Origin of the sequence: Tardiphaga sp. 768_D3_N2_1 (assembly GCF_052076105.1) — a bacterium.
In the GTDB taxonomy this organism is placed as follows: domain Bacteria; phylum Pseudomonadota; class Alphaproteobacteria; order Rhizobiales; family Xanthobacteraceae; genus Tardiphaga.
The window spans coordinates 3,930,905-3,950,054 of record NZ_CP197245.1 but is presented as its reverse complement, the minus strand read 5'-3'; the positions used below and the strand labels follow the sequence as shown (position 1 = coordinate 3,950,054).

The 19,150-nt window shown below is 60.4% G+C and carries 17 protein-coding genes; 6 read left to right on the top strand and 11 right to left on the bottom strand.

Annotation, left to right across the window (positions count from 1 at the left end):
- The first annotated feature begins 188 nt into the window (after positions 1 to 188).
- Positions 189 to 1,337 carry an ABC transporter substrate-binding protein gene (locus tag AB8A27_RS18565; RefSeq protein WP_441243175.1) on the top strand — a complete coding sequence of 383 codons (1,149 nt, stop codon included), beginning with the start codon at positions 189 to 191 and terminating at the stop codon, positions 1,335 to 1,337.
- 65 nt (positions 1,338 to 1,402) lie between these two features.
- Here AB8A27_RS18565 and AB8A27_RS18560 read toward each other — a convergent pair whose 3' ends face one another.
- From AB8A27_RS18560 to AB8A27_RS18550, 3 genes are read right to left on the bottom strand one after another with little or no spacing between them, the layout of a single operon-like run.
- Positions 1,403 to 2,134, bottom strand: a complete 732-nt coding sequence (locus AB8A27_RS18560) for an ABC transporter ATP-binding protein (RefSeq protein ID WP_441243174.1) — start codon at positions 2,132 to 2,134, stop codon at positions 1,403 to 1,405.
- Positions 2,131 to 3,906 (bottom strand): branched-chain amino acid ABC transporter ATP-binding protein/permease, encoded by a 1,776-nt coding sequence (locus AB8A27_RS18555; RefSeq protein WP_441243173.1) that lies wholly within the window; start codon positions 3,904 to 3,906, stop codon positions 2,131 to 2,133. The genes AB8A27_RS18560 and AB8A27_RS18555 overlap by 4 nt, the downstream gene beginning before the upstream one ends.
- 5 nt (positions 3,907 to 3,911) lie before the next feature.
- Positions 3,912 to 4,952 (bottom strand): branched-chain amino acid ABC transporter permease, encoded by a 1,041-nt coding sequence (locus tag AB8A27_RS18550; protein WP_441243172.1) that lies wholly within the window; start codon positions 4,950 to 4,952, stop codon positions 3,912 to 3,914.
- 182 nt (positions 4,953 to 5,134) lie between these two features.
- Here AB8A27_RS18550 and AB8A27_RS18545 point away from each other — a divergent pair, with 182 nt between their 5' ends.
- Complete coding sequence (locus tag AB8A27_RS18545) at positions 5,135 to 5,641, top strand: MarR family winged helix-turn-helix transcriptional regulator (protein WP_441243171.1); 507 nt, start codon at positions 5,135 to 5,137, stop codon at positions 5,639 to 5,641.
- Between the two features lie 63 nt (positions 5,642 to 5,704).
- Here AB8A27_RS18545 and AB8A27_RS18540 read toward each other — a convergent pair whose 3' ends face one another.
- The 8 genes from AB8A27_RS18540 to AB8A27_RS18505 all read right to left on the bottom strand — a co-directional run bounded on the left by AB8A27_RS18540 (position 5,705) and on the right by AB8A27_RS18505 (position 14,958).
- Positions 5,705 to 6,985 (bottom strand): glycerate kinase type-2 family protein, encoded by a 1,281-nt coding sequence (locus AB8A27_RS18540; protein WP_441243170.1) that lies wholly within the window; start codon positions 6,983 to 6,985, stop codon positions 5,705 to 5,707.
- Between the two features lie 128 nt (positions 6,986 to 7,113).
- Positions 7,114 to 8,355 carry an ABC transporter substrate-binding protein gene (locus AB8A27_RS18535; protein WP_441243169.1) on the bottom strand — a complete coding sequence of 414 codons (1,242 nt, stop codon included), beginning with the start codon at positions 8,353 to 8,355 and terminating at the stop codon, positions 7,114 to 7,116.
- Between the two features lie 182 nt (positions 8,356 to 8,537).
- Positions 8,538 to 9,779: an ABC transporter substrate-binding protein gene (locus AB8A27_RS18530; RefSeq protein ID WP_441243168.1), complete on the bottom strand. Its 1,242-nt coding sequence runs from the start codon at positions 9,777 to 9,779 to the stop codon at positions 8,538 to 8,540.
- Between the two features lie 177 nt (positions 9,780 to 9,956).
- Positions 9,957 to 11,192, bottom strand: coding sequence for an ABC transporter substrate-binding protein (locus AB8A27_RS18525; RefSeq protein WP_441243167.1), 1,236 nt, complete (start codon positions 11,190 to 11,192; stop codon positions 9,957 to 9,959).
- A 156-nt stretch (positions 11,193 to 11,348) separates the two neighbouring features.
- The gene (locus AB8A27_RS18520) at positions 11,349 to 12,584 is read right to left on the bottom strand and encodes an ABC transporter substrate-binding protein (RefSeq protein ID WP_441243166.1); all 1,236 of its coding nucleotides are present in this window, start codon (positions 12,582 to 12,584) and stop codon (positions 11,349 to 11,351) included.
- A 160-nt stretch (positions 12,585 to 12,744) separates the two neighbouring features.
- Entirely contained in the window at positions 12,745 to 13,971 is a 1,227-nt protein-coding gene (locus AB8A27_RS18515) for an ABC transporter substrate-binding protein (RefSeq protein WP_441243165.1), read from the bottom strand.
- A 238-nt stretch (positions 13,972 to 14,209) separates the two neighbouring features.
- Positions 14,210 to 14,758 carry a sigma-70 family RNA polymerase sigma factor gene (locus tag AB8A27_RS18510; RefSeq protein ID WP_068735058.1) on the bottom strand — a complete coding sequence of 183 codons (549 nt, stop codon included), beginning with the start codon at positions 14,756 to 14,758 and terminating at the stop codon, positions 14,210 to 14,212.
- The gene (locus AB8A27_RS18505; RefSeq protein WP_441243164.1) at positions 14,758 to 14,958 is read right to left on the bottom strand and encodes a NepR family anti-sigma factor; all 201 of its coding nucleotides are present in this window, start codon (positions 14,956 to 14,958) and stop codon (positions 14,758 to 14,760) included. The genes AB8A27_RS18510 and AB8A27_RS18505 overlap by 1 nt, the downstream gene beginning before the upstream one ends.
- Before the next feature lie 222 nt (positions 14,959 to 15,180).
- On the opposite strand from AB8A27_RS18505, the gene AB8A27_RS18500 reads away from it, so the two are divergent.
- The 4 genes from AB8A27_RS18500 to AB8A27_RS18485 all read left to right on the top strand — a co-directional run bounded on the left by AB8A27_RS18500 (position 15,181) and on the right by AB8A27_RS18485 (position 19,129).
- The gene (locus AB8A27_RS18500; protein ID WP_441243163.1) at positions 15,181 to 15,981 is read left to right on the top strand and encodes a response regulator; all 801 of its coding nucleotides are present in this window, start codon (positions 15,181 to 15,183) and stop codon (positions 15,979 to 15,981) included.
- Between the two features lie 352 nt (positions 15,982 to 16,333).
- A complete protein-coding gene (locus AB8A27_RS18495; protein WP_441244947.1) occupies positions 16,334 to 17,086 on the top strand; it encodes an ABC transporter ATP-binding protein in 753 nt (250 codons plus the stop codon).
- A gap of 13 nt (positions 17,087 to 17,099) precedes the next feature.
- Positions 17,100 to 18,002, top strand: coding sequence for an ABC transporter permease (locus AB8A27_RS18490; protein WP_441244946.1), 903 nt, complete (start codon positions 17,100 to 17,102; stop codon positions 18,000 to 18,002).
- Positions 17,999 to 19,129: an ABC transporter permease gene (locus tag AB8A27_RS18485; protein WP_441243162.1), complete on the top strand. Its 1,131-nt coding sequence runs from the start codon at positions 17,999 to 18,001 to the stop codon at positions 19,127 to 19,129. The genes AB8A27_RS18490 and AB8A27_RS18485 overlap by 4 nt, the downstream gene beginning before the upstream one ends.
- Positions 19,130 to 19,150: the final 21 nt, after the last annotated feature.

The window sequence follows — 19,150 nt, the reverse complement described above, 5'->3', positions numbered from 1 at the left end:
AGATCTGACGGAGGACAGGGGCGCGAAGCGCCTTTGCTTCGCCAGCATTTTTCGATAACAAGGCCGGCCCTCGCCAGAGGGTCGGCTTTTTGCTGCGCGCGAGCCTTCGCGCGGCCACAACCAGCGCCACGTCTGCCGGTATCACTCCGCTTTCGGCGCCCTCCGAGTCCACACGAGAAAGATACGACATGTCCAAGCTTCACCTGGCGATCGCGGCTGTTGCCGTCTCGCTGGCGATTGCCGCCCCCGCCGAAACCCAGACCGCCGAGATCGCCGTCGGTATCAGCATCTCCACCACGGGCCCTGCGGCGGCGCTGGGCGTGCCTGAGCGCAACGCGCTGGAATTTGTGCCCAAGGATATAGGCGGCGTGCCGTTGAAGCTGATCGTGCTCGATGATGGCGGTGATCCGTCCATCGCGACCACCAATGCGCGCCGGTTTGTGTCGGAATCCAAGGCCGACATCATGATCGGTTCGTCGATCGTGCCGTCGTCGGTGGCCATGTCCGCCGTCGCCAATGAAGCCGGCGTGCCGCATTTCAGCCTGTCGCCGATGCCGTTCACGCCGGCGCGTGTGAAATGGTCGGTGGATATGCCGCAACCGGTCGAGATTGTCGGCAAGGTGATGTACGACCACATGAAGGCCCATGGCGTGAGGACCATCGGCTATGTCGGTTACTCAGACAGCTATGGCGATCTGTGGTTCAACGACCTCAAGGCCCAGACATCAGCGATGGGCATGTCCATCGTCGATGACGAGCGCTTCGCGCGTCCGGACACGTCGATCACCGGTCAGGCGCTGAAGTTGATCGCAGCCAATCCCGATGCCATCCTGATTGGCGCGGCCGGCACTGGCGCCGGCATGCCGCAGTCCGAGCTGCGCGACCGCGGCTACAAGGGCCTGATCTACCAGACCCATGGTGCGGCCTCGAGCGATTTCATCCGCATCGCCGGCAAGTCTGCCGAAGGCGTGCTGATGGCCGCCGGTCCCGTGATGTATCCGGAAGGCCAGCCGGACACGGCGCTGACCAAGAAGCCCGGCCTCGAACTCAACGCAGCCTATGAAGCCAAATATGGCGCCAACAGCCGCAGCCAGTTTGCCGGTCACGCCTATGACGTGTTCGAAGTGCTCAAGCGTGTCGTGCCGGTCGCACTGAAGACCGCCAAGCCCGGTACCCCGGAATTCCGCGAAGCCATCCGTCAGGCGCTGATGAGCGAGAAGGAAATCGCCGCGACACAGGGCGTCTACAACTACACCGAAAAGGACCGCAATGGCGTTGATGATCGCTCGCGGATTTTGCTGACTGTGAAGGACGGGAAATACGTTCCGGCGAAGTGAGCTGGAGCGCAGCTCAAACAAAAGCCGGCTGTCGCAAGACAGCCGGCTTTTTTACGTGATCGAGATCAGATCGCGCTCGTTCCCTCGTGCTGGAAGCCGAGATAGCTGGCCACGACGCGCTGATTGTTGGCAATGTCGCCGGCGTTTCCGTCGAGCACGAATTCACCGAGTTCCATCACATAGGCACGGTCGGCGATCTTCAACGCGGCCTGCGCGTTCTGCTCGACCAGCAGCACGGAAACGCCGGCTGCCCTGAGCTCGCTGACGATACGGAAAATGTCGGCGACGATAATCGGGGCGAGGCCGAGGCTCGGCTCGTCGAGCATCAGCAGCTTCGGAGCGCCCATCAGCGCGCGACCCATGGCCAGCATCTGCTGTTCGCCGCCGGACATCGTGCCGGCCAGCTGCTTGCGACGTTCCTTGAGGCGCGGAAATAGCGTGTAGACTCGCTCGAACGAACGCGCGGCCGTTGCCTTGTCGATGCGGAAGGCGCCGAGAAGCAGATTGTCTTCCACATTCATGGTGGCGAACAATTCGCGATGTTCGGGCACGAGGCTGAGGCCAGCAGCGACACGATCCTCGATATCGAGTTTTGAGAGATCCTGTCCCGCGAATGTCACGCCGCCTTTCAGCGGCAGGATGCCCATCGTCGCATTCAGCAATGTTGTCTTGCCGGCACCATTGGCGCCGATAATGGTGACGATCTCGCCTTCGCGCACCTCGAGATTGACCGCACGGACCGCCTCGACCTTGCCATAGGCGACATGCGCATCGGTAACCGTCAATAACGCGCTCATGCGACCGCTCCCAGATAGGCTTTGATAACGTCGGGGTTGGTCTTGATGTCAGCGGGCGTGCCCTCGGCGATCTTGGTGCCGAAATCGAGCACCACGATGCGGTTGGCGAGATTCATCACGAAGCCCATGTCGTGTTCGACCAGGAGAACCGACATGCCGCCGTCGCGGAGTTGGCGCAGCAGCGCTGCGAGCTGTTGCTTCTCCATGTGGCGCAGGCCGGCCGCGGGCTCGTCGAGCAGCAACAGCATCGGATCGACGCAGAGTGCGCGGGCGATCTCGACGATGCGCTGCTGGCCAAGAGACAGGGATCCTGCGAGCTGGTTCATCTGGTCGCCGAGGCCGACGCGCTCAATCTGCTTGGCGGCTTCCGCCAGCAACTTCGCTTCGTCGGCGCGGTCGAGTCGCAGCATGCTGGCAACGGCGCCGGAGCGGCCGCGCAGATGCGCGCCGAGGGCGACATTTTCCAGCACGGTCATGTCGGGCACCAGCTTCACATGCTGGAAGGTTCGGGCGATGCCAAGGTTGACGATCTCTTGTGGTCGTGCGCCAGAGATACTCTTGCCGAATACCGCGACCTTGCCTGCGGTCGCGGCCAGTACGCCGGTGATGAGGTTGAAGGTCGTGCTCTTACCGGCGCCGTTGGGGCCGATCAAAGCGACGATCTCGCGCGCCTGCACATTGAACGACACGTCGTTGACGGCGACCACGCCGCCAAACTGCTTGCGCGCCTTGTCGACCTGCAGCAGCACGCCGGATACCGGATGGCGCTCCGCACGTGTTGGCAATGCATCGGCTGGCGCGGGGCGCTTACGGTTGTCGCCAGACGGCAGCCACGCGGTCAGCCACGGCCACATACCAGTTGGTGCGAGCTGGAGGAGGGCGACGAGCAGGATGCCAAACACGATGGTTTCGAGCTGGCCACCGCCGCCGCCGAAGATCAGTGGTAGATAGCTTTGCAGCACTTCCTTGAGGATCACGACTACGGCCGCACCGAGCACACCGCCCCAGACATAGCCGGCGCCGCCGACCACCGCGATGAATAGATATTCGATGCCGAGATGCGGTCCGAACGGTGTCGGGTTCGCAGCGCGCTGGAAATGCGCATATAGCCAGCCGGACAGGCCGGCTAGAACTGCTGCATAGATGAAGACCAAGAGCTTCGCGCGCGCCGTCTGCACGCCGAAGGCTTCGGCTGCGATATGGCCACGGCGCAGCGCGCGGATAGCGCGGCCCGTCCGCGAGTCCAGAAGGTTCATCGACAGCAGCGCGCAGATGATGACCGCAATCCAGATCGGGAAATAGATCGAGCCGGGATCCAGCATCTTCCACGTGCCGATCGACAGCGGAGGAATGCCCGAGATGCCGTCGTTACGTCCGAGGAATTCCAACTTGCTGAACAGGTAAAAGAGGCTGATGCCCCAGGCGATGGTGCCGAGCGGAAGATAGTGGCCCGACAGACGCATGGTGATGATGCCGAGTAGCACTGCGGCGAGGCCTGAGACGATCAGTGACATCGGCAGGGTCAGCCACGGCGACATACCATAGGCGGTGGTGAGATAGGCCGTCGTATAGGCGCCGAAACCGCAGAACGCCGCCTGGCCGAATGAGGTCAGGCCGCCGACGCCGGTGAGCAGCACGAGGCCCATGGCGACGAGTGCGGCAAGGCCGATATTGTCGAGCAGCACGATCCAGAATGGCGGCACGCCCGGCACGAACGGGATCGCGGCCATCACCAGCGCGAAGACGAGAATGGGAAGGAGACGCTGTTGCATGGCGCTTAATCCTTCTCTTCTTCGACTTCAGGTGCGGCGAGCGAGCGCAGCACCAGAACCGGAAGGATCAGTGTGAAGACGATGACTTCTTTGTAGTTGCTCGCATAGAAGGACGAGAATGCCTCGACACAGCCAACCAGGATCGCGGCGGCAGCCGTCAGCGGATAGCTGACGAGGCCGCCGATGATTGCGGCGACGAAGCCCTTCAGGCCGATCAGGAAGCCAGTGTCGTAATAAAGCGTGGTGATCGGCACGATCAAAATGCCTGAGATCGCGCCGATGACCGAGGCCAGCAGGAACGCGATCTGACCCGACAGTGAGGTGCGGATGCCGGAGAGGCGAGCACCGAGGCGGTTCACCGCCGTGGCGCGCAGCGCTTTGCCATAAAGCGTGTAGCCGAAGAACAGCCACAATCCGACGATCAGCGCAATGGTGATGCCATAGACGGCGATGCTCTGGCCGGTGAAGCGCAACGCGCCGATGGTGATCGCGTCGGAAGAGATCGCCGGACCGCGCTGGCCTTCGGCGCCGAAGAAGACGAGGCCGAAGCCCTGTAGCGCCAGGTGGCAGCCTACCGAGGCGATCAGCAGCACCAGCACGGAAGTGTGGGCAATCGGCTGGAACGCGATGCGATAGAGATAAAGGCCAATGGCGGCGACGATCAGCAGCGACAGCGCGATATTGAGGGCGATATTCCCTGGCCGTCCACCCAGCGCCCACATCACGCCCCAGATAGCCAGCGGGAATAAGATATTGACCGCAATCGAGCGCAGTACGCGCTTGGCGTGCAGCGCCTTGCGGAAGGTGAAGAGGTCGAAAGCAAAGGCCACGACCCCCATGGCGACCGCGAGCTTGATGGTGCCCGGCATCTGGCCGGCCGAGAGGCTGGCATAAGTCAGCGCACCAAAGGTGATGAATTCACCCTGGGGGATCAGGATGATGCGTGTAACCGCAAAGACCAGCACCAGGGCCAGCCCTAGCAGCGCATAAATCGCGCCATTGGTGATGCCGTCCTGCAAAAGGAACAGCAAAATCGTCGTATTCAAAGCCGCGCGCTCCCCCACACTGTCTGCGCCGGATACCATAGGCGCGGGACGATCAACAATGGCGGTTGAAACCCGCCGTCTATTTGATATATCTCATAACGATTATCAAACATAATCTCAAGGCCCGTCGCACTTCGATCGGGTGTTTCATTCAAGCTGCCGGGTACCGCGGAAAGCGAGCAATGACTGTTTCAAAAACGTCGTCTCAGGATCAAGCCAAGCAAGTCGCGCCCGTCGGGTTCGATGAGGAGAGTGGTGCGCTGCAGCTCGGTGAACTCTCCGAACTGTTGGGCTATTCGCTGAAACGCGCGCAGTTGAAGGTATTCGAAGACTTCCTGCGCTGCATGGCGCCGTTGCAGCTGACACCGGCGCAGTTCTCGGTACTTTTGCTGCTGGACAAGAACCCGGGCCGCAATCAGACCGAAATCGCCAATACGCTCGGCATTCTCCGTCCGAATTTTGTTTCGCTGCTCGACGCTCTGGAGAGCCGCGACTTGCTGACGCGGATGCGCTCGCCGAGCGATCGCCGCTCCCACGTGCTGATGCTCACTGACAAGGGCCGCGCCACGCTCATCCGCGCCAAGAAGCTGGTGGCGACGCGGCATGAAGCCCGGTTGATCGAGGTGCTGGGGCCGGCCGAGCACAAAGCGCTGCTGGGCATGATGGCGAAGATCGCCCGGGAGTTTTAGCTCGTCATTCCGGGTTCGCGACCGCGAAGTGGCGCTCGCGCCCCGGAATGACGAGCGTAAATCTCAATCCACCAAAATCACCCTGACATCATTCACATTGGTCAGCGTCGGCCCAGTGTGCAGCAGATCGCCCGTCGCGGTGAAGAACGTCGTCGCGTCATTGTTCGCCAGCGTTGCCTTCGCATCCAGCTTCTGAGTGCGCATGGCGTCGAACGTGCGTGCATCGATAATCGCGCCGGCGGGATCGCTGGCACTACCGGCGCCGCCGTCGGCGCCGTCGGTGTCTCCGGCGAGCGCAACGATGCCACTGGTGTCCTTGAAAGCCTCGACCAGCGTCAGCGCATATTCCTGGTTCGGGCCACCGCGGCCGTTGCCGGTCACAGTGACGGTCAGTTCTCCGCCGGAGAGGATAGCGAGCTTCCTGCCGTCGGCCTTCGCCTTGAGGGCGAGCTTCGCATGTTCCGCCGCTACTTCACGCGCTTCGCCTTCGAGATCGGCGCCGAGATCGATGATCTCATAGCCGGCTTCTTTCGCTACCTTGATCGCTGCATCGAGCGACTCGCGCGGCCGCGCGATCAGTTCGAAGCGTGCGCGCGAGAACGCCGGATCGTTCGGCTTCACGCTTTCATTGGCCGCGTCGTTGAGCGCCGCGCGCACCGTATCATCGGTGGTGAGATTGAACTTGGCGATAATGGCGCGCGCATCAGCTAGCGTCGTCATATCCGGCACGGTCGGGCCCGACGCGATTACGGCGGGATCGTCATGCGGCACGTCGGAGATCGCCAGTGTGACGATTTCGGCTTTCTGGCCGGCACGGGCGAGGCGGCCGCCCTTGATGCGCGATAGATGCTTGCGCACCGTGTTGATCTCGCCGATCACTGCGCCTGAGCGCAGCAGCGCGCGGTTGAGCTGTTGCTTCTGCTGGAAGGTGATGCCCGCCACTGGCGCGGTCCAGTTGGCCGAGCCGCCGCCCGAGATCAGCACCAGCAGCAGGTCGTCGGCAGTGGCTTCCGCCGCGAGCTTCAGTGAATCGTCGGCGCCCTTGAGCCCGGCTTCGTCCGGCACGGGATGGCCGGCCTCGACCACGCGGATACGCCGTGTCGGCACCCCGTGACCATGGCGCGTGGTGGCGATGCCGATGAGGCGCGCGGGATCGAGTTTGAGCTCGTCAAGATAGTGTTTCTCGGCGGCGGCAGCCATGGCAGCGGCACCCTTGCCGGCGGCGAGGCAGATGATGCGGCCCTTCGGCGGCGCCGGCAGGTGGGCGCTGAGGATGACATCGGGATGGGCCGCAGCAACTGCGGCATCGAAAATTGCGCGGAGCAGGGGGCGTTTATCGGTCATGCCCGGGGTTATGCCGCTCTACGGCAGGGACAGCAAGATGTCTTGCCTTCCCTTCCGGAACGCAGCAAACAGCAAAAAGCCCTTCGCGACGCGCGAAGGGCTTTCCTGTTGCACTATTGGACGGCCATTTAACCGCCGCTGCCGCCCGCGCCGAGTTCTCCGGTGAGCACATCGCCGAACAGCTTCCAATTCTCGCCCTCGAAACGCATCAGCTGCATCTGCTCGATGGGCGAGAAGTCGGTGGGCGAGGTGTTGACCTTGACGCCCGGCAGCAGCGTCGACTGCTGGACATCCTTGAGGTTTGCCGCCTGCTTCATCACATTGGCGCGGGTGAGGTCGTCGCCGCACTGCTTGAGCAGGATCGCCATGGTCTCGGCGATGTTGTAGCCGGACATCAGCGAACTGTCGGCCGGGTTGCCGTCCGGGACATATTTGGCCAGGAACTCCTTGTACGCCTTCATGCCCGGATCGTCCTTCCACTGCGGGTCGGTAGCGTCCTTGGAGTAATGCGCGGAGATCAGGCCCTGTGCGTTCTCGAAACCCGCCGGACGCAGCACCTGGCCGATCGAGACGCTGACACCAGGCACGATCATCGCCGGCTTCCAGCCGAGTTCGGCGATCTTCTTGATGGTCTGCGCGGCAAACTTTGGCGTCGCGAAGATCACTACCACGTCGGGATTGGCGGCCTTGATCTTCACGATATGTGAATCGACCGTTGGTTCGGTGAGCTCATAGCTGTCTTCGATGGCGATGGACGACGCCTTGTCGCCGAACCCGTCGCGCAGGCCCTTGAGATAGTCCTTGCCGAAATCGTCGTTCTGGTAGAGCACGCCGATCTTGGCGCCGGCCTTTTCCTTCAGGAGATACTTGGCATAGATGCGGCCTTCGCTCTGGTAGCTCGGCAGCCAGCCCATGGTCCACGGGAAGTTCTTCGGATCGGCCCATTTGGTGGCGCCGGTGGCCAGGAACAGCTGCGGTACCTTCTTGGCGTTGAGATATTTCTGGATCGCGGTGTTGGATGGTGTGCCAAGCGCCGAGAACATCAACAGCACTTCGTCAGATTCAACGAGCTTGCGGGTCTGCTCGACGGCCTTCGGCGGCGAATAGGCGTCGTCATAGGAAATATAGTTGATCTTGCGGCCGTTGATGCCGCCCTGATCGTTGATCATCTTGAAATAGCCTGCCTGCGCCTTGCCCACCGCGCCATAGGCCGAAGCGGGGCCGCTGTAGGGCACGATATTGCCGAGCTTGATTTCGGTGTCGCTGGCGCCGGTGTCGTATTTCTTCTGGGCGAGGACGTGGGTAGAGGAGACGGCGAGCAACATGGTGGCGGCCGAGAGCGACAACAGTCGCGCGGACGTGGCAGACATTTGAGTTCCTTCCCTTGCTTGCAAGGCGAGATTTTCTTGTTCAGCAGGCTCTTTTGCGCCTGCGAGATAGTCATACCGCGATTGCACAATGGCTCAAATGGAAAGGGATCAAAAACAAGATGAGGCCCGCGCTGTTTTTGACGCGGGCCTCACATATTTTCCGTTATGTGGAATGAGGGCTATCAGCCGCCCACGTCAGCGCTAATGACCTCGCCGAACAGCTCCCATTTATCGCCCTTGAAACGCATCAGCTGAAGCTGGCTGATCGGTGCAAAGTCTGTCGAAGATGTGTTGATCTTGATGCCGGGCAGCAGCACCTCGGTTCGAAAGTCCTTCAGGCTAGCCGCCTGCTTCATGACGTTTTCGCGGGTCAGGTTGTCGCCGCACTTCTTAAGAACCTCGACCAGCGTCTGGGCAACCCCATAACCGGTGACGATCAATCCATCGAGCTTGTTGCCTTCCGGAAAATCCTTGTCGAGGAAGGCGAGAAATTCCTTCATGCCGGGATCGTTGTTCCATTGGGCGTCCGCGACGTCCTTCAGATATGCGGCGGAAATAATGTCCTGCGAGTTTTCGAAGCCGGCCGGCTTCATTACGCTGCCGATCGAGTTGGACACGTTGTTAAGGAAGTGCATCGGCTTCCAGCCGATCTCGGCGGCCTTCTTGATTGCCTGTGCCGCAAATTTCGGCGTCGTGATGTTGACGAAGACGTCGGCGTTCAACGACTTCAGCTTGACGATGTGGTTGTCGATGGTCGGCTCGGAGGTTTCGTAGCTCTCCTCCACCACGATCATCGAAGCGGCCTTGGCGCCGAGACCGTCCTTCAGACCCTTGAGATAGTCTTTTCCGTAGTCATCGTTCTGGTAGAGCACGGCGATTCTTGCGCCAGGCTTCTCCTTCAAGAGATATTTCGCGTAGATCTGGGTTTCGCTCTGGTAGTTCGGTTGCCAGCCCATGGTCCAGGGAAAATCCTTCGGATCGTTCCACTTGGTAGCACCGGTGGCAACGAACAGTTGCGGCACCTTCTTGTTGTTCATGTATTTCTGGATCGCCGAGTTCGGCGGTGTGCCGAGCGAGTTGAACACCAGCAGAACCTCGTCCGATTCCACCAGCTTGCGCGCCTGCTCGACGGTCTTTGGCGGCGAATAGGCATCGTCATAGCTGATGAAGTTGATCTTGCGGCCGTTGATGCCGCCAGCAGCATTGATCTTCTTGAAGTAGGCTTCCTCGGTCTTGCCGATCACGCCATAGGCGGAGGCGGGTCCGCTATAGGGCATGATGTTTCCGATCTTGATTTCGGTGTCCGACGCGCCGGTGTCGTATTTTTTCTGGGCAAGCGCGCCGGTGGCGGACGCGGCGAGCAAAGCCAAGGCAGCCAAAGAGGCAGCCGAAAGCGCGGCCAGGCGCAGATGCGTTGCGGGCATTTCTGATCTCCCTGATCAATTGTGATGTGTCACGTTTCTTGACATGGAACTCTGCGGCTCCTGAGAGCATTCAACACCCGCCTGCATGTCGCAGCAAGAAAAAGCCCCCGCGACATGATCGCGGGGGGCGGTATAAATGGTGTTCGCTGATGCAGCAGAGTTGCTGCTGCAACTGAGCTATTGCGTCGCGACGTCGGCGCTGAAGATCTCGCCGAAGCGCTCCCACTTGTCGCCCTTGAAACGCTGCATCTGCAATTGCGAGATCGGCGCGAAATCGGTGGGCGAGGTATTGATGGTGATGCCCGGTAGCAGCGTGTCGGGGGTAAAGTCCTTCAGGCTGGCAGCCTGCTTCATGACATTCGCCCGGGTCAGGTCGTCGCCGCACATCTGCAGCACCTTGACCAGCGTCTGCGCAGCACCATAGCCGTAGACCGTGCTCGAATCCGCCTTGTTGGCGTCTGGCATGTATTTGTCGAGGAACGCGTTCCACTTCTTCATGCCCGGATCGTCCTTCCACTGCGAGTCGGTGCCGTCCTTGGTGTAGGAGGCCGACAGTACGCCCTGCGCATTGTCGAAGCCGGCGGGCTGCATCACCGCTCCCACGGAGACGCTGACATTGGCGAGAATCTGCAGCGGCTTCCAGCCGAGTTCGGCGGTTTTCTTGATGGTCTGCGCCGCAAATTTCGGCGTGGTGAAGATCATCAGCACATCTGGATTGGCGGCTTTGAGCTTTACCACATGGGTGTCGATGGTGGGTTCGGCGATCTCGTAACTATCCTCGATGGTGATCATCGACGACGCTTTGGCGCCGAGACCATCCTTGAAGCCTTTCAAATAATCCTTGCCGAAGTCGTCGTTCTGGTAGAGCACGCCGATTTTCGCGTTCGGCTTCTCCTTCAGAAGATACTTCGCATAGATCTGCGCTTCGCTTTGATAGGAGGGTTGCCAGCCGATCGTCCACGGGAAGCTCTTCGGATCGTTCCACTTGGTGGCACCGGTGGCAACGAAGAGCTGCGGCACCTTCTTGCCGTTCAGATATTTCTGGATCGCGGTGTTGGAGGGCGTACCGAGTGGATTGAACACGACGAGCACCTCGTCGCTCTCCACCAGCTTGCGCACCTGCTCGACGGCCTTCGGCGGCGAGTACGCGTCGTCGTAACTGATGAAGTTGATCTTGCGTCCGTTGATGCCGCCTTGGGCATTGATCATGTTGAAATAGGCGGCCTCGGTCTTGCCGATCGTTCCATAGGCAGATGCCGGACCGCTATAAGGGATGATGTTGCCGATTTTGATTTCAGTGTCGGTGGCGCCGGTGTCGTATTTCTTCTGCGCGAGCGCGCCGGACACACTGGCGGCCAGAAGCGCCATTGCAGCAGGCAGTGCTGCAAGGCGCATGGATCGTGCGAGCATCATGGATCTCCGTGATCATTTCTTCCCAAGTCTTTGTTGGAGTTCTGCGACTCCTGTCCGCATTGAATACCCCTGATGCGCCGGTCACAAGAATAAGCCCCTGCGACCAAATCGCAGGGGCGCCGTTGTTTCAGTGGTGCAGTGCAAAGTGCTGCGGCACTAGTCCGGCGCAGTCGTGTCGGCATTGATTACGTCGCCGAACAGCTCCCACTTGTCACCCTTGAAGCGCATCATCCGCAACTGCGCGATCGGTGCATAGTCGGTGGCCGAGGTGGAGATGGTGATGCCCGGCAGCAGCGTATCTGGCGCGAAGTCCTTCAGGCTTGCAGCCTGCTTCATGACATTCTCGCGGGACAGGTTGTCGCCGCACATCTCCAGCACCTTCACCAGCGTCTGCGCAGCGCCATAACCGTAGACGAGGCTGTTGTCCGTGCGGTCGGCACCCGGCATGTATTTGTCAATGAAGGCCGACCATTTCTTCATGCCCGGGTCGTCCTTCCACTGGGAGTCGGCGCCGTCCTTGCGATAGTCGGCGGACAGGACGCCTTGCGCATTGTCGAAACCGGCGGGCTGCATCACTGCGCCGACGGAAACGCTGACATTGGTGACGAGCTGCAGCGGCTTCCAGCCGAGTTCGCCGATCTTCTTGATGCCCTGGGCTGCGAATTTTGGCGTCACGAAATGGACGACGACATCAGGATTAAGCGACTTCACCTTCACGATGTGGGAATCGATGGTCGGCTCAGAGATCTCATAGCTCTCTTCCGTGACCAGCATCGTGGCAGCCTTGGCACCCAGCGCTTCCTTGAACGCCTTCTGGTAGTCCTTGCCGAAATCGTCGTTCTGATAGATCACCGCGACCTTGGCGTCCGGTTTCTCCTTCATCAGATACTTTGCGTAGATCTGTGCTTCGACCGCGTAGCTCGGCTGCCAGCCCATTGTCCATGGGAAGTGTTTCGGGTCGTTCCATTTGCTGGCGCCGGTGGCGACGAAGAGTTGCGGCACCTTCTTGGCATTCATGTATTTCTGGAACGCGGTATTCGACGGCGTGCCGAGCGAATTGAAGATGAACAGTGCCTCGTCGCTCTCGACCAGCTTGCGGGCCTGTTCGACCGCCTTGGGTGGCGAATAGGCGTCGTCGTAGCTGATGAAATTGATCTTGCGGCCGTTGATGCCGCCCTGGTCGTTGATCATCTTGAAATAGGCGGTTTCGGTCTTGCCGATCAGTCCGTAGGACGAGGCAGGGCCGCTATACGGCATAATGTTGCCGATCTTGATTTCTGTGTCAGTCGCGCCGGTGTCGTATTTCTTCTGGGCCAGCGCGCTGCCGCTGGTTGCGACGCTGAGGGCCGCGGCAACCGACAAAGCCAGTGCGCGCGATTGGATCGAAGGCATTTCAGAACTCCCTGATTTTTATTCGTCTCGTTTTACGGGCCTTTGCGGCTCCGGCCGGATTGAACACCGTTCGCGTATATGCGGCAACAAAAAGCCCCTCGCGATGACACCGCGAAGGGCTGCTTTATTGGGCAACGGATATGCCGTTCCCCGGTATAATTCAGCGGCTGATCTCGCCCGAGATCACAGGGCCAAACAGCTCCCATTTGTCGCCCTTGAAGCGCATCATCTGCAACTGTTCGATCGGGTAGAAATCAGTCGCCGACGTATTGAGTTTGACGCCCGGCAGCATCGTGTCCGGCGCAAAGTCCTTCAGGCTGGCGGCTTGCTTCATCACATTGGCACGGGTGAGATCGTCATCCGCCTGCTTTAGCACCTGCACCATGGTCTGAGCTGCGCCGTAGCCGTAGACTACCGAGATGTCATTGCGGCGGGCATCCGGTGCGTATTTGGCGAGGAACGCATAGAAGCGCTGCATGCCGGGGTCATTGTCCCATTGCGGATCGGAGCCGTCCTTGGCGTAATAGGCCGACAGGATGCCCTGCGAGATCTCCTGTCCCGCCGGCTTCAGCACCGAACTGATCGACGCGCTGGCATAGCCCTGAATGTAGAGCGGTTTCCAACCGAGTTCAGCCACCTTGCGAATGCTCTGTACCGCAGACTTCGGTGTGGTGACGCTGATGAACGTATCGGCGCCCGAGGCCTTTAGATTGATGATGTGGCTGTCAATGGTCGGCTCGGTGACCTCATAGCTCTCGGCGGCCACCAGCATGCTCGCGGCCTTGTCGCCGAGGCCATCCTTCAAACCTTTCAGCACATCCTTGCCGAGGTCGTCATTCTGATAGAGCACTGCGATCTTCGCGTTGGACTTTTCCGTCAGCAGATATTTCGCATAGATGCGGCCTTCACTTTCGTAAGGCGGTTGCCATGCCATGGTCCATGGGAACGCTTTGTGATTGCCGAAATAGGTCGCGCCGGCAGCAACGAACAGCTGCGGCACCTTCTTAGTGTTGAGATATTTCTGGATCGCCGCGTTTGACGGGGTGCCGAGCGGATTGAACACCACGAGCACCTCGTCTGATTCCACCAGCTTGCGTGCCTGCTCGACAGCCTTTGACGGGTTGTAGGCATCGTCATAGCTGATGAAAATGATCTTGCGGCCGTTGATGCCGCCCTGATCATTGATCATACGGAAATAGGCGGCCTCGATGACGCCCGCGATGCCATAGGCCGAAGCCGGCCCGCTATAAGGCATGATGTTGCCGATCTTGATCTCGGTGTCAGATGCGCCGGGATCGTATTGTTTCTGCGCGAGGGCATGACCAGCACAAGCGAGGCTCAGTGCAGCGGCCAAAGGTAGAGTGGCGTGTTGTCGAAACGTGTTCATTCCAGAGTGATCCTCGCGGCCGTTCATCGTGAGGCGCTGATGGCATATGCATCAACAGAAATCCCCTCGCGATGTGATCGCGAGGGGCACTTTCTGTGTGGCGGAAAGATGGTGGCGGTTCCCTTCGTCCCCGATTGCGGGAAGAGGTCGGCGCGCTCCTGATACGGTCGTACTAGCTCGAACCAAAAAAGCGGCCACCAAGGCGGCCGCTTTTTCTTGTCTGAATTGAAGGACCGACCTAACCGCCCGATCCGCCAATCACTGCGCGGACGGTATCGTCCGGGCCGAAGTCTTCCGCGCCGTCCACATAGAGCAGGGCGCTGAGCTTCGAGCGGGCGCGATTAACGCGGCTCTTGATGGTGCCGACGGCGCAGCCGCAGATTGTCGCCGCGTCTTCATAGGAGAAGCCAGAGGCGCCGACCAGAATAAGCGCTTCGCGCTGGTCCTGAGGCAGCTTCTCGAGCGCCGCGCGAAACTCCTCAAATTCCAGATGGGCGTTTTGCGCCGGCTGCGTCTTCAGAGTCTTGGCATAGCTGCCATCCGCATCCTCAACTTCGCGCCGCCGCTTGCGATAGTCCGACCGGAACAGGTTGCGCAGAATGGTGAATAACCACGCAGGCAGATTCGAGCCGACCTGGAAGGAGTCGATATTGGCGAGCGCGCGCAACAGCGTTTCCTGTACGAGGTCATCGGCCCGGTCGCCATTGCCGGAGAGCGAGATCGCGAAGGCCCGCAGACTAGGGACTGACGCCAGAATGTCGTCACGCAGAGAATCTGTGAGAGGCATTATTCCCCTCCTTCAGTTTTGGCCGCCGAATCGCCAGCGATCTGGGCTTGAGCCTCAGCCCCGTCCAGCTTGCGGATCAGCTCCGCAAATCGATCCGGCACGCCCTGTCGCACGACATCGTCGTACATGGCGCGCAGCTGATGCCCGATCCGTGACTGGATTTCGGCGTTTAATCCGCCCTTTGGCTTCACATCTTTCATGACCCGTTCCACATTCCCCAGAAGATACGTCCCCTGGAATTTGAGAAATTTTCTTGATTTTTGAAGCCTTTGCGGCGTCTGTCGGCGATCTAATGCGGAGCGCGGCGGAAAGTTCCGGCTTGGTGGAACTTTTGTCTTACTGGAACGTAGACACGCACATCGAAGGAGCCGGTTGTATTCTGGTACTCCTTTGGCTTTGGCTTAGAACAGGATGGAGTGGGGATGTCCCGATCACAGCTCGTAGCTGAACACTTACCGCTGTTGCGGCGCTATGCCCGAGCCCTCACGGGCAACCAGGCGTCAGGCGATGCCTATGTCGGCGCCATGCTGGAAGCGTTGCTGCAGGATCAGTCGCTGCTTGACGAGCAACACGGAGCCCGCGCCGGCTTGTTTCGCCTGTTCACTCAGATCTGGAACTCTGTCGCCCTGAATGACAATCCGGATGTCACGTCGCTGCAGGCCGCCTCCGAGAAGCGCATTTCCAACATCACCCCGCTGCCACGACAGGCCTTCCTGTTGCTGTCGCTCGAAGGCTTCTCGGAAGAGGAAGTGGCCTTCGTACTCGACGCTGACGTGGCGGAGGTGCGTACGCTGGCCGACACCGCCGGCCGCGAAATGGCTGCCGAGATCGCCACCGACGTTCTCATCATCGAGGATGAAACCTTCATCGCGATGGATCTCGAAAGCCTCGTGAAGAATCTCGGTCATAACGTCATCGGCGTTGCCCGCACCCATGCGGATGCGGTGGCGCTCGCAAAGAACAAGAAGCCCGGCCTGATCCTCGCCGATATCCAGCTCGCCGATGGCAGCTCGGGTCTCGACGCGGTGAACGAGTTGCTGCGCATCTTCGAAGTGCCCGTGGTCTTCATCACCGCCTATCCGGAGCGTTTCCTGACCGGCGAACGTCCGGAGCCGGCCTTCCTGATTTCAAAGCCGTTCCAGCCCGCGATGGTTTCGGCCGTCGCCAGCCAGGCGCTGTTCTTCCAGCGCAACTCGAAGAACAAGACCGCCAGGGCGTCCTGATCTCATTTTTATCGATTACGATCGTAACGGCCGGGCTAAGCCCGGTCGTTTTTTGTTTGGGCGATGCGGCGCGGCGGATCATAACTGCCCAATAAGTCCGCTGTCCTTGCGCAAACTATCAGCGAGCGGCGGGAGGGGGCCGGCACTATTGTGTTGAAGCAGCGATCAATGCCGATATCATCCCCCGATAGGCGGCATATTGCCACGTCCGCAGGGCTCATAGGCTCTGAAGGGCTGGCCGGGCTGCGTGACCCTTCTGGTCGAACCGGTGCGCATGAACTCAACTGCCGACGCTGAACCTCACATCTATCGATCCACAGTGACACGCCCCGTTGCGGTCAATGTCAGCAAGATGTCGCTCACCTTCGATACGGCCGATGGCAAGGTCGAAGCGCTGTCCAATGTCGATCTGCAAATCGGTGGCGGTGAGTTCGTCTCCTTCATCGGTCCCTCCGGCTGCGGCAAGACCACGCTGCTGCGTGTGATCGCGGATCTGCAGCAGCCAAGCTCTGGCACCGTCACCGTCAATGGTATGAGCGCCGAGCAGGCGCGGCTCGGCCGTAACTACGGCTATGTGTTTCAGGCGCCCGCATTGTTTCCCTGGCGCAGCATCGAGGCCAATCTCAAGCTGCCGCTGGAATTGATGGGCTTCTCGCCGACCGAACAGAAACAGCGCGCGACGCGCTATCTGGAGCTGGTCAATCTCACCGGCTTCGAGCGCAAGTTTCCCTGGCAGCTCTCGGGCGGCATGCAGCAGCGCGTCTCGATCGCGCGTGCGCTGTCGTTCGATCCGGAATTGCTCTTGATGGACGAGCCGTTCGGCGCACTGGACGAGATCGTCAGGGATCATCTCAACGAACAGTTGCTGCAGTTGTGGGCCAAGACCCGCAAAACTGTGCTGTTCGTGACGCACTCCATTCCTGAAGCGGTATTTCTCTCCACGAGGATCGTGGTGATGTCGCCGCGGCCGGGGCGTATTACCGACATCATCGACTGCAATTTTCCGCGCGATCGTACGCTGGAAATCCGCGAGACACCGGAATTTATGACGATCGCGCAGCGCGTGCGGACAGGCCTGCGCGCCGGGCACTCCTATGACGAGTAGTGCGGTGAACACGATGCCGATCGCGCGCGCTGCGTTGCGCACGCATCCGCTGGTGACGCGCAATGCACCGGTCGTGACCATCGTCGCGGTGCTGATCGTCGTCTGGTACGTCGGTGCGGTGTTGATGAATCTGTCGTTGGTGCGCGGCGGTTTCGAGCGCGAAGAAGCGCCCTATACGACGATGGAATTGCTGGAAGGCACCATGAGTGCTGAACGGCCACTATTGCCGGCGCCCCATCAGGTGGTGGGCGCCTTCATCGATGGTGTGTTCGGCTATGCGCCGACGGCACCACGTAGCCTTGTCTACCATTCGGTGGTGACACTATCGGCCACGTTGCTCGGCTTCGCGCTCGGGGCGCTGCTCGGCATCGTTCTGGCGCTGGCCATTGTGCATAGTCGCGTGCTGGAACGCAGCCTGATGCCGTGGATCATCTGCTCGCAGATGGTGCCCATATTGGCGCTGGCGCCCATCTTCATCGTGGTGCTCGGCGCCATCGGGCTGCAGGGCTTGCTGCCGAAATCGATCATCTCGGCCTATTTGAGTTTCTTCCCGATCACGATCGGCATGGTGAAGGGCTTTACCTCGCCCGATCCGATGCAGATGGATCTGATGCGGACATGGTCGGCAACATCCAGGCAGGTACTATCGAAATTGCGCTGGCCCTCGGCAGTGCCCTATCTCTTTGCCAGCCTCAAGGTCGCCATCACCATTTCGCTGATCGGCGCTATTGTCGCTGAACTGCCGACCGGCGCCGAAGCCGGCATCGGCGCGCGCTTGCTCGCGGGATCCTATTACGGTCAGACCATCCAGATCTGGTCTGCGCTGGTTGCCGCCGCTGTGCTGGCTTCTGGTTTGATCGCCATCGTCAGCTATGCCGAACGCAAGGTGGCGCAGCGGATGGGGGCGCGGTCATGAACCGTCGCCAGATACGCCTCGGCTTCATCATGTCGGCAGTCTGCGTGCTGATCACGCTGATGCTGCCATTGCCGCTAGCAGGAATACCTGTTGCCGCGTTGATGGCGCGGCCGCCGACATTTCTGCTCACGGGCGTGATCGTGCTTGTGTTCGGCTTTGCTGCGGGCTTTCGCGGCCTGCCGGCCATCGTGATCGGCCTCATCGGCGCAGGCATCACGGCGGACATGACTCTGATGTTGCTCCGCGATCCCCTGATTGCCGGCGATGCCGCGTCGGGCTTCTGGATGGTGGTCGTCGGCGTCTGGTTGGCGTCGTGGATCTGTGTGGTCGCGCTGGCCGGGCTGAAGCCGCGCGGCGGCGCGTTTCGCAAGGCGATTGATCTCGCCATTCCACTGCTGTTCGGCGCGGCGGTGTTCTATCTCTGGGAGGTCGTGGTGCGCGGCGCCGGTGTGCCGCCGGTGCTGCTGCCGTCACCAAGCGCAGCTGCTGCGAAGTTCATGGCATCACTGCCGACGCTTGGCGCGGACTTCGTGCAGACCTTCATTCGCGGTGTGCTGATCGGCTACGCCATAGGCTGCGGTGCCGGATTGCTCGTGGCGGTCCTCGCCCATCGTTTCGAATTCTTTGGTCGCGGGCTGCTGCCTTTGGGTAACTTCTTCTCGGCGCTGCCGCTTGTCGGTGTCGCGCCCATCATGGTGATGTGGTTCGGTTTCGACTGGCCGTCGAAGGCCGCGGTCGTGGCGCTGGTGACATTCTTCCCGATGCTGGTGAATGCGCTGGCCGGTCTGCAGGCCGCCGGTGAAATAGAGCGCGATCTCATGCGCTCATACGGTGCGAGCTATGCCCAGACTCTCATCAAGTTGTATCTACCTTCTGCACTACCTTTCATCTTCAACGCCTTGAAGATCAATGCCACACTGGCCTTGATAGGCGCCATCGTTGCAGAATTCTTCGGGACGCCGACGCAGGGCATCGGCTTTCGGATTTCCACCGAGGCCGGGCGTATGGCGCTCGATATGGTGTGGGCGGAAATCGCGCTCGCTGCGATCGCGGGAATGGCATTTTATGGACTTGTTGCGCTCGCCGAGCGCGTGACGACGTTTTGGCATCCATCCATGCGGACCTAGTTCGGCAGGTTCGTCAATTCT

Coding starts and splice junctions, on each gene's coding strand:
- AB8A27_RS18535 (WP_441243169.1), bottom strand. CDS start 8,355: ATGTCTGCCACGTCCGCGCGACTGTTGTCGCTCTCGGCCGCCACCATG.
- AB8A27_RS18525 (WP_441243167.1), bottom strand. CDS start 11,192: ATGATGCTCGCACGATCCATGCGCCTTGCAGCACTGCCTGCTGCAATG.
- AB8A27_RS18540 (WP_441243170.1), bottom strand. CDS start 6,985: ATGACCGATAAACGCCCCCTGCTCCGCGCAATTTTCGATGCCGCAGTT.
- AB8A27_RS18490 (WP_441244946.1), top strand. CDS start 17,100: ATGCCGATCGCGCGCGCTGCGTTGCGCACGCATCCGCTGGTGACGCGC.
- AB8A27_RS18565 (WP_441243175.1), top strand. CDS start 189: ATGTCCAAGCTTCACCTGGCGATCGCGGCTGTTGCCGTCTCGCTGGCG.
- AB8A27_RS18520 (WP_441243166.1), bottom strand. CDS start 12,584: ATGCCTTCGATCCAATCGCGCGCACTGGCTTTGTCGGTTGCCGCGGCC.
- AB8A27_RS18555 (WP_441243173.1), bottom strand. CDS start 3,906: ATGCAACAGCGTCTCCTTCCCATTCTCGTCTTCGCGCTGGTGATGGCC.
- AB8A27_RS18560 (WP_441243174.1), bottom strand. CDS start 2,134: ATGAGCGCGTTATTGACGGTTACCGATGCGCATGTCGCCTATGGCAAG.
- AB8A27_RS18505 (WP_441243164.1), bottom strand. CDS start 14,958: ATGAAAGATGTGAAGCCAAAGGGCGGATTAAACGCCGAAATCCAGTCA.
- AB8A27_RS18510 (WP_068735058.1), bottom strand. CDS start 14,758: ATGCCTCTCACAGATTCTCTGCGTGACGACATTCTGGCGTCAGTCCCT.
- AB8A27_RS18495 (WP_441244947.1), top strand. CDS start 16,334: ATGTCGCTCACCTTCGATACGGCCGATGGCAAGGTCGAAGCGCTGTCC.
- AB8A27_RS18485 (WP_441243162.1), top strand. CDS start 17,999: ATGAACCGTCGCCAGATACGCCTCGGCTTCATCATGTCGGCAGTCTGC.
- AB8A27_RS18530 (WP_441243168.1), bottom strand. CDS start 9,779: ATGCCCGCAACGCATCTGCGCCTGGCCGCGCTTTCGGCTGCCTCTTTG.
- AB8A27_RS18500 (WP_441243163.1), top strand. CDS start 15,181: ATGTCCCGATCACAGCTCGTAGCTGAACACTTACCGCTGTTGCGGCGC.
- AB8A27_RS18545 (WP_441243171.1), top strand. CDS start 5,135: ATGACTGTTTCAAAAACGTCGTCTCAGGATCAAGCCAAGCAAGTCGCG.
- AB8A27_RS18515 (WP_441243165.1), bottom strand. CDS start 13,971: ATGAACACGTTTCGACAACACGCCACTCTACCTTTGGCCGCTGCACTG.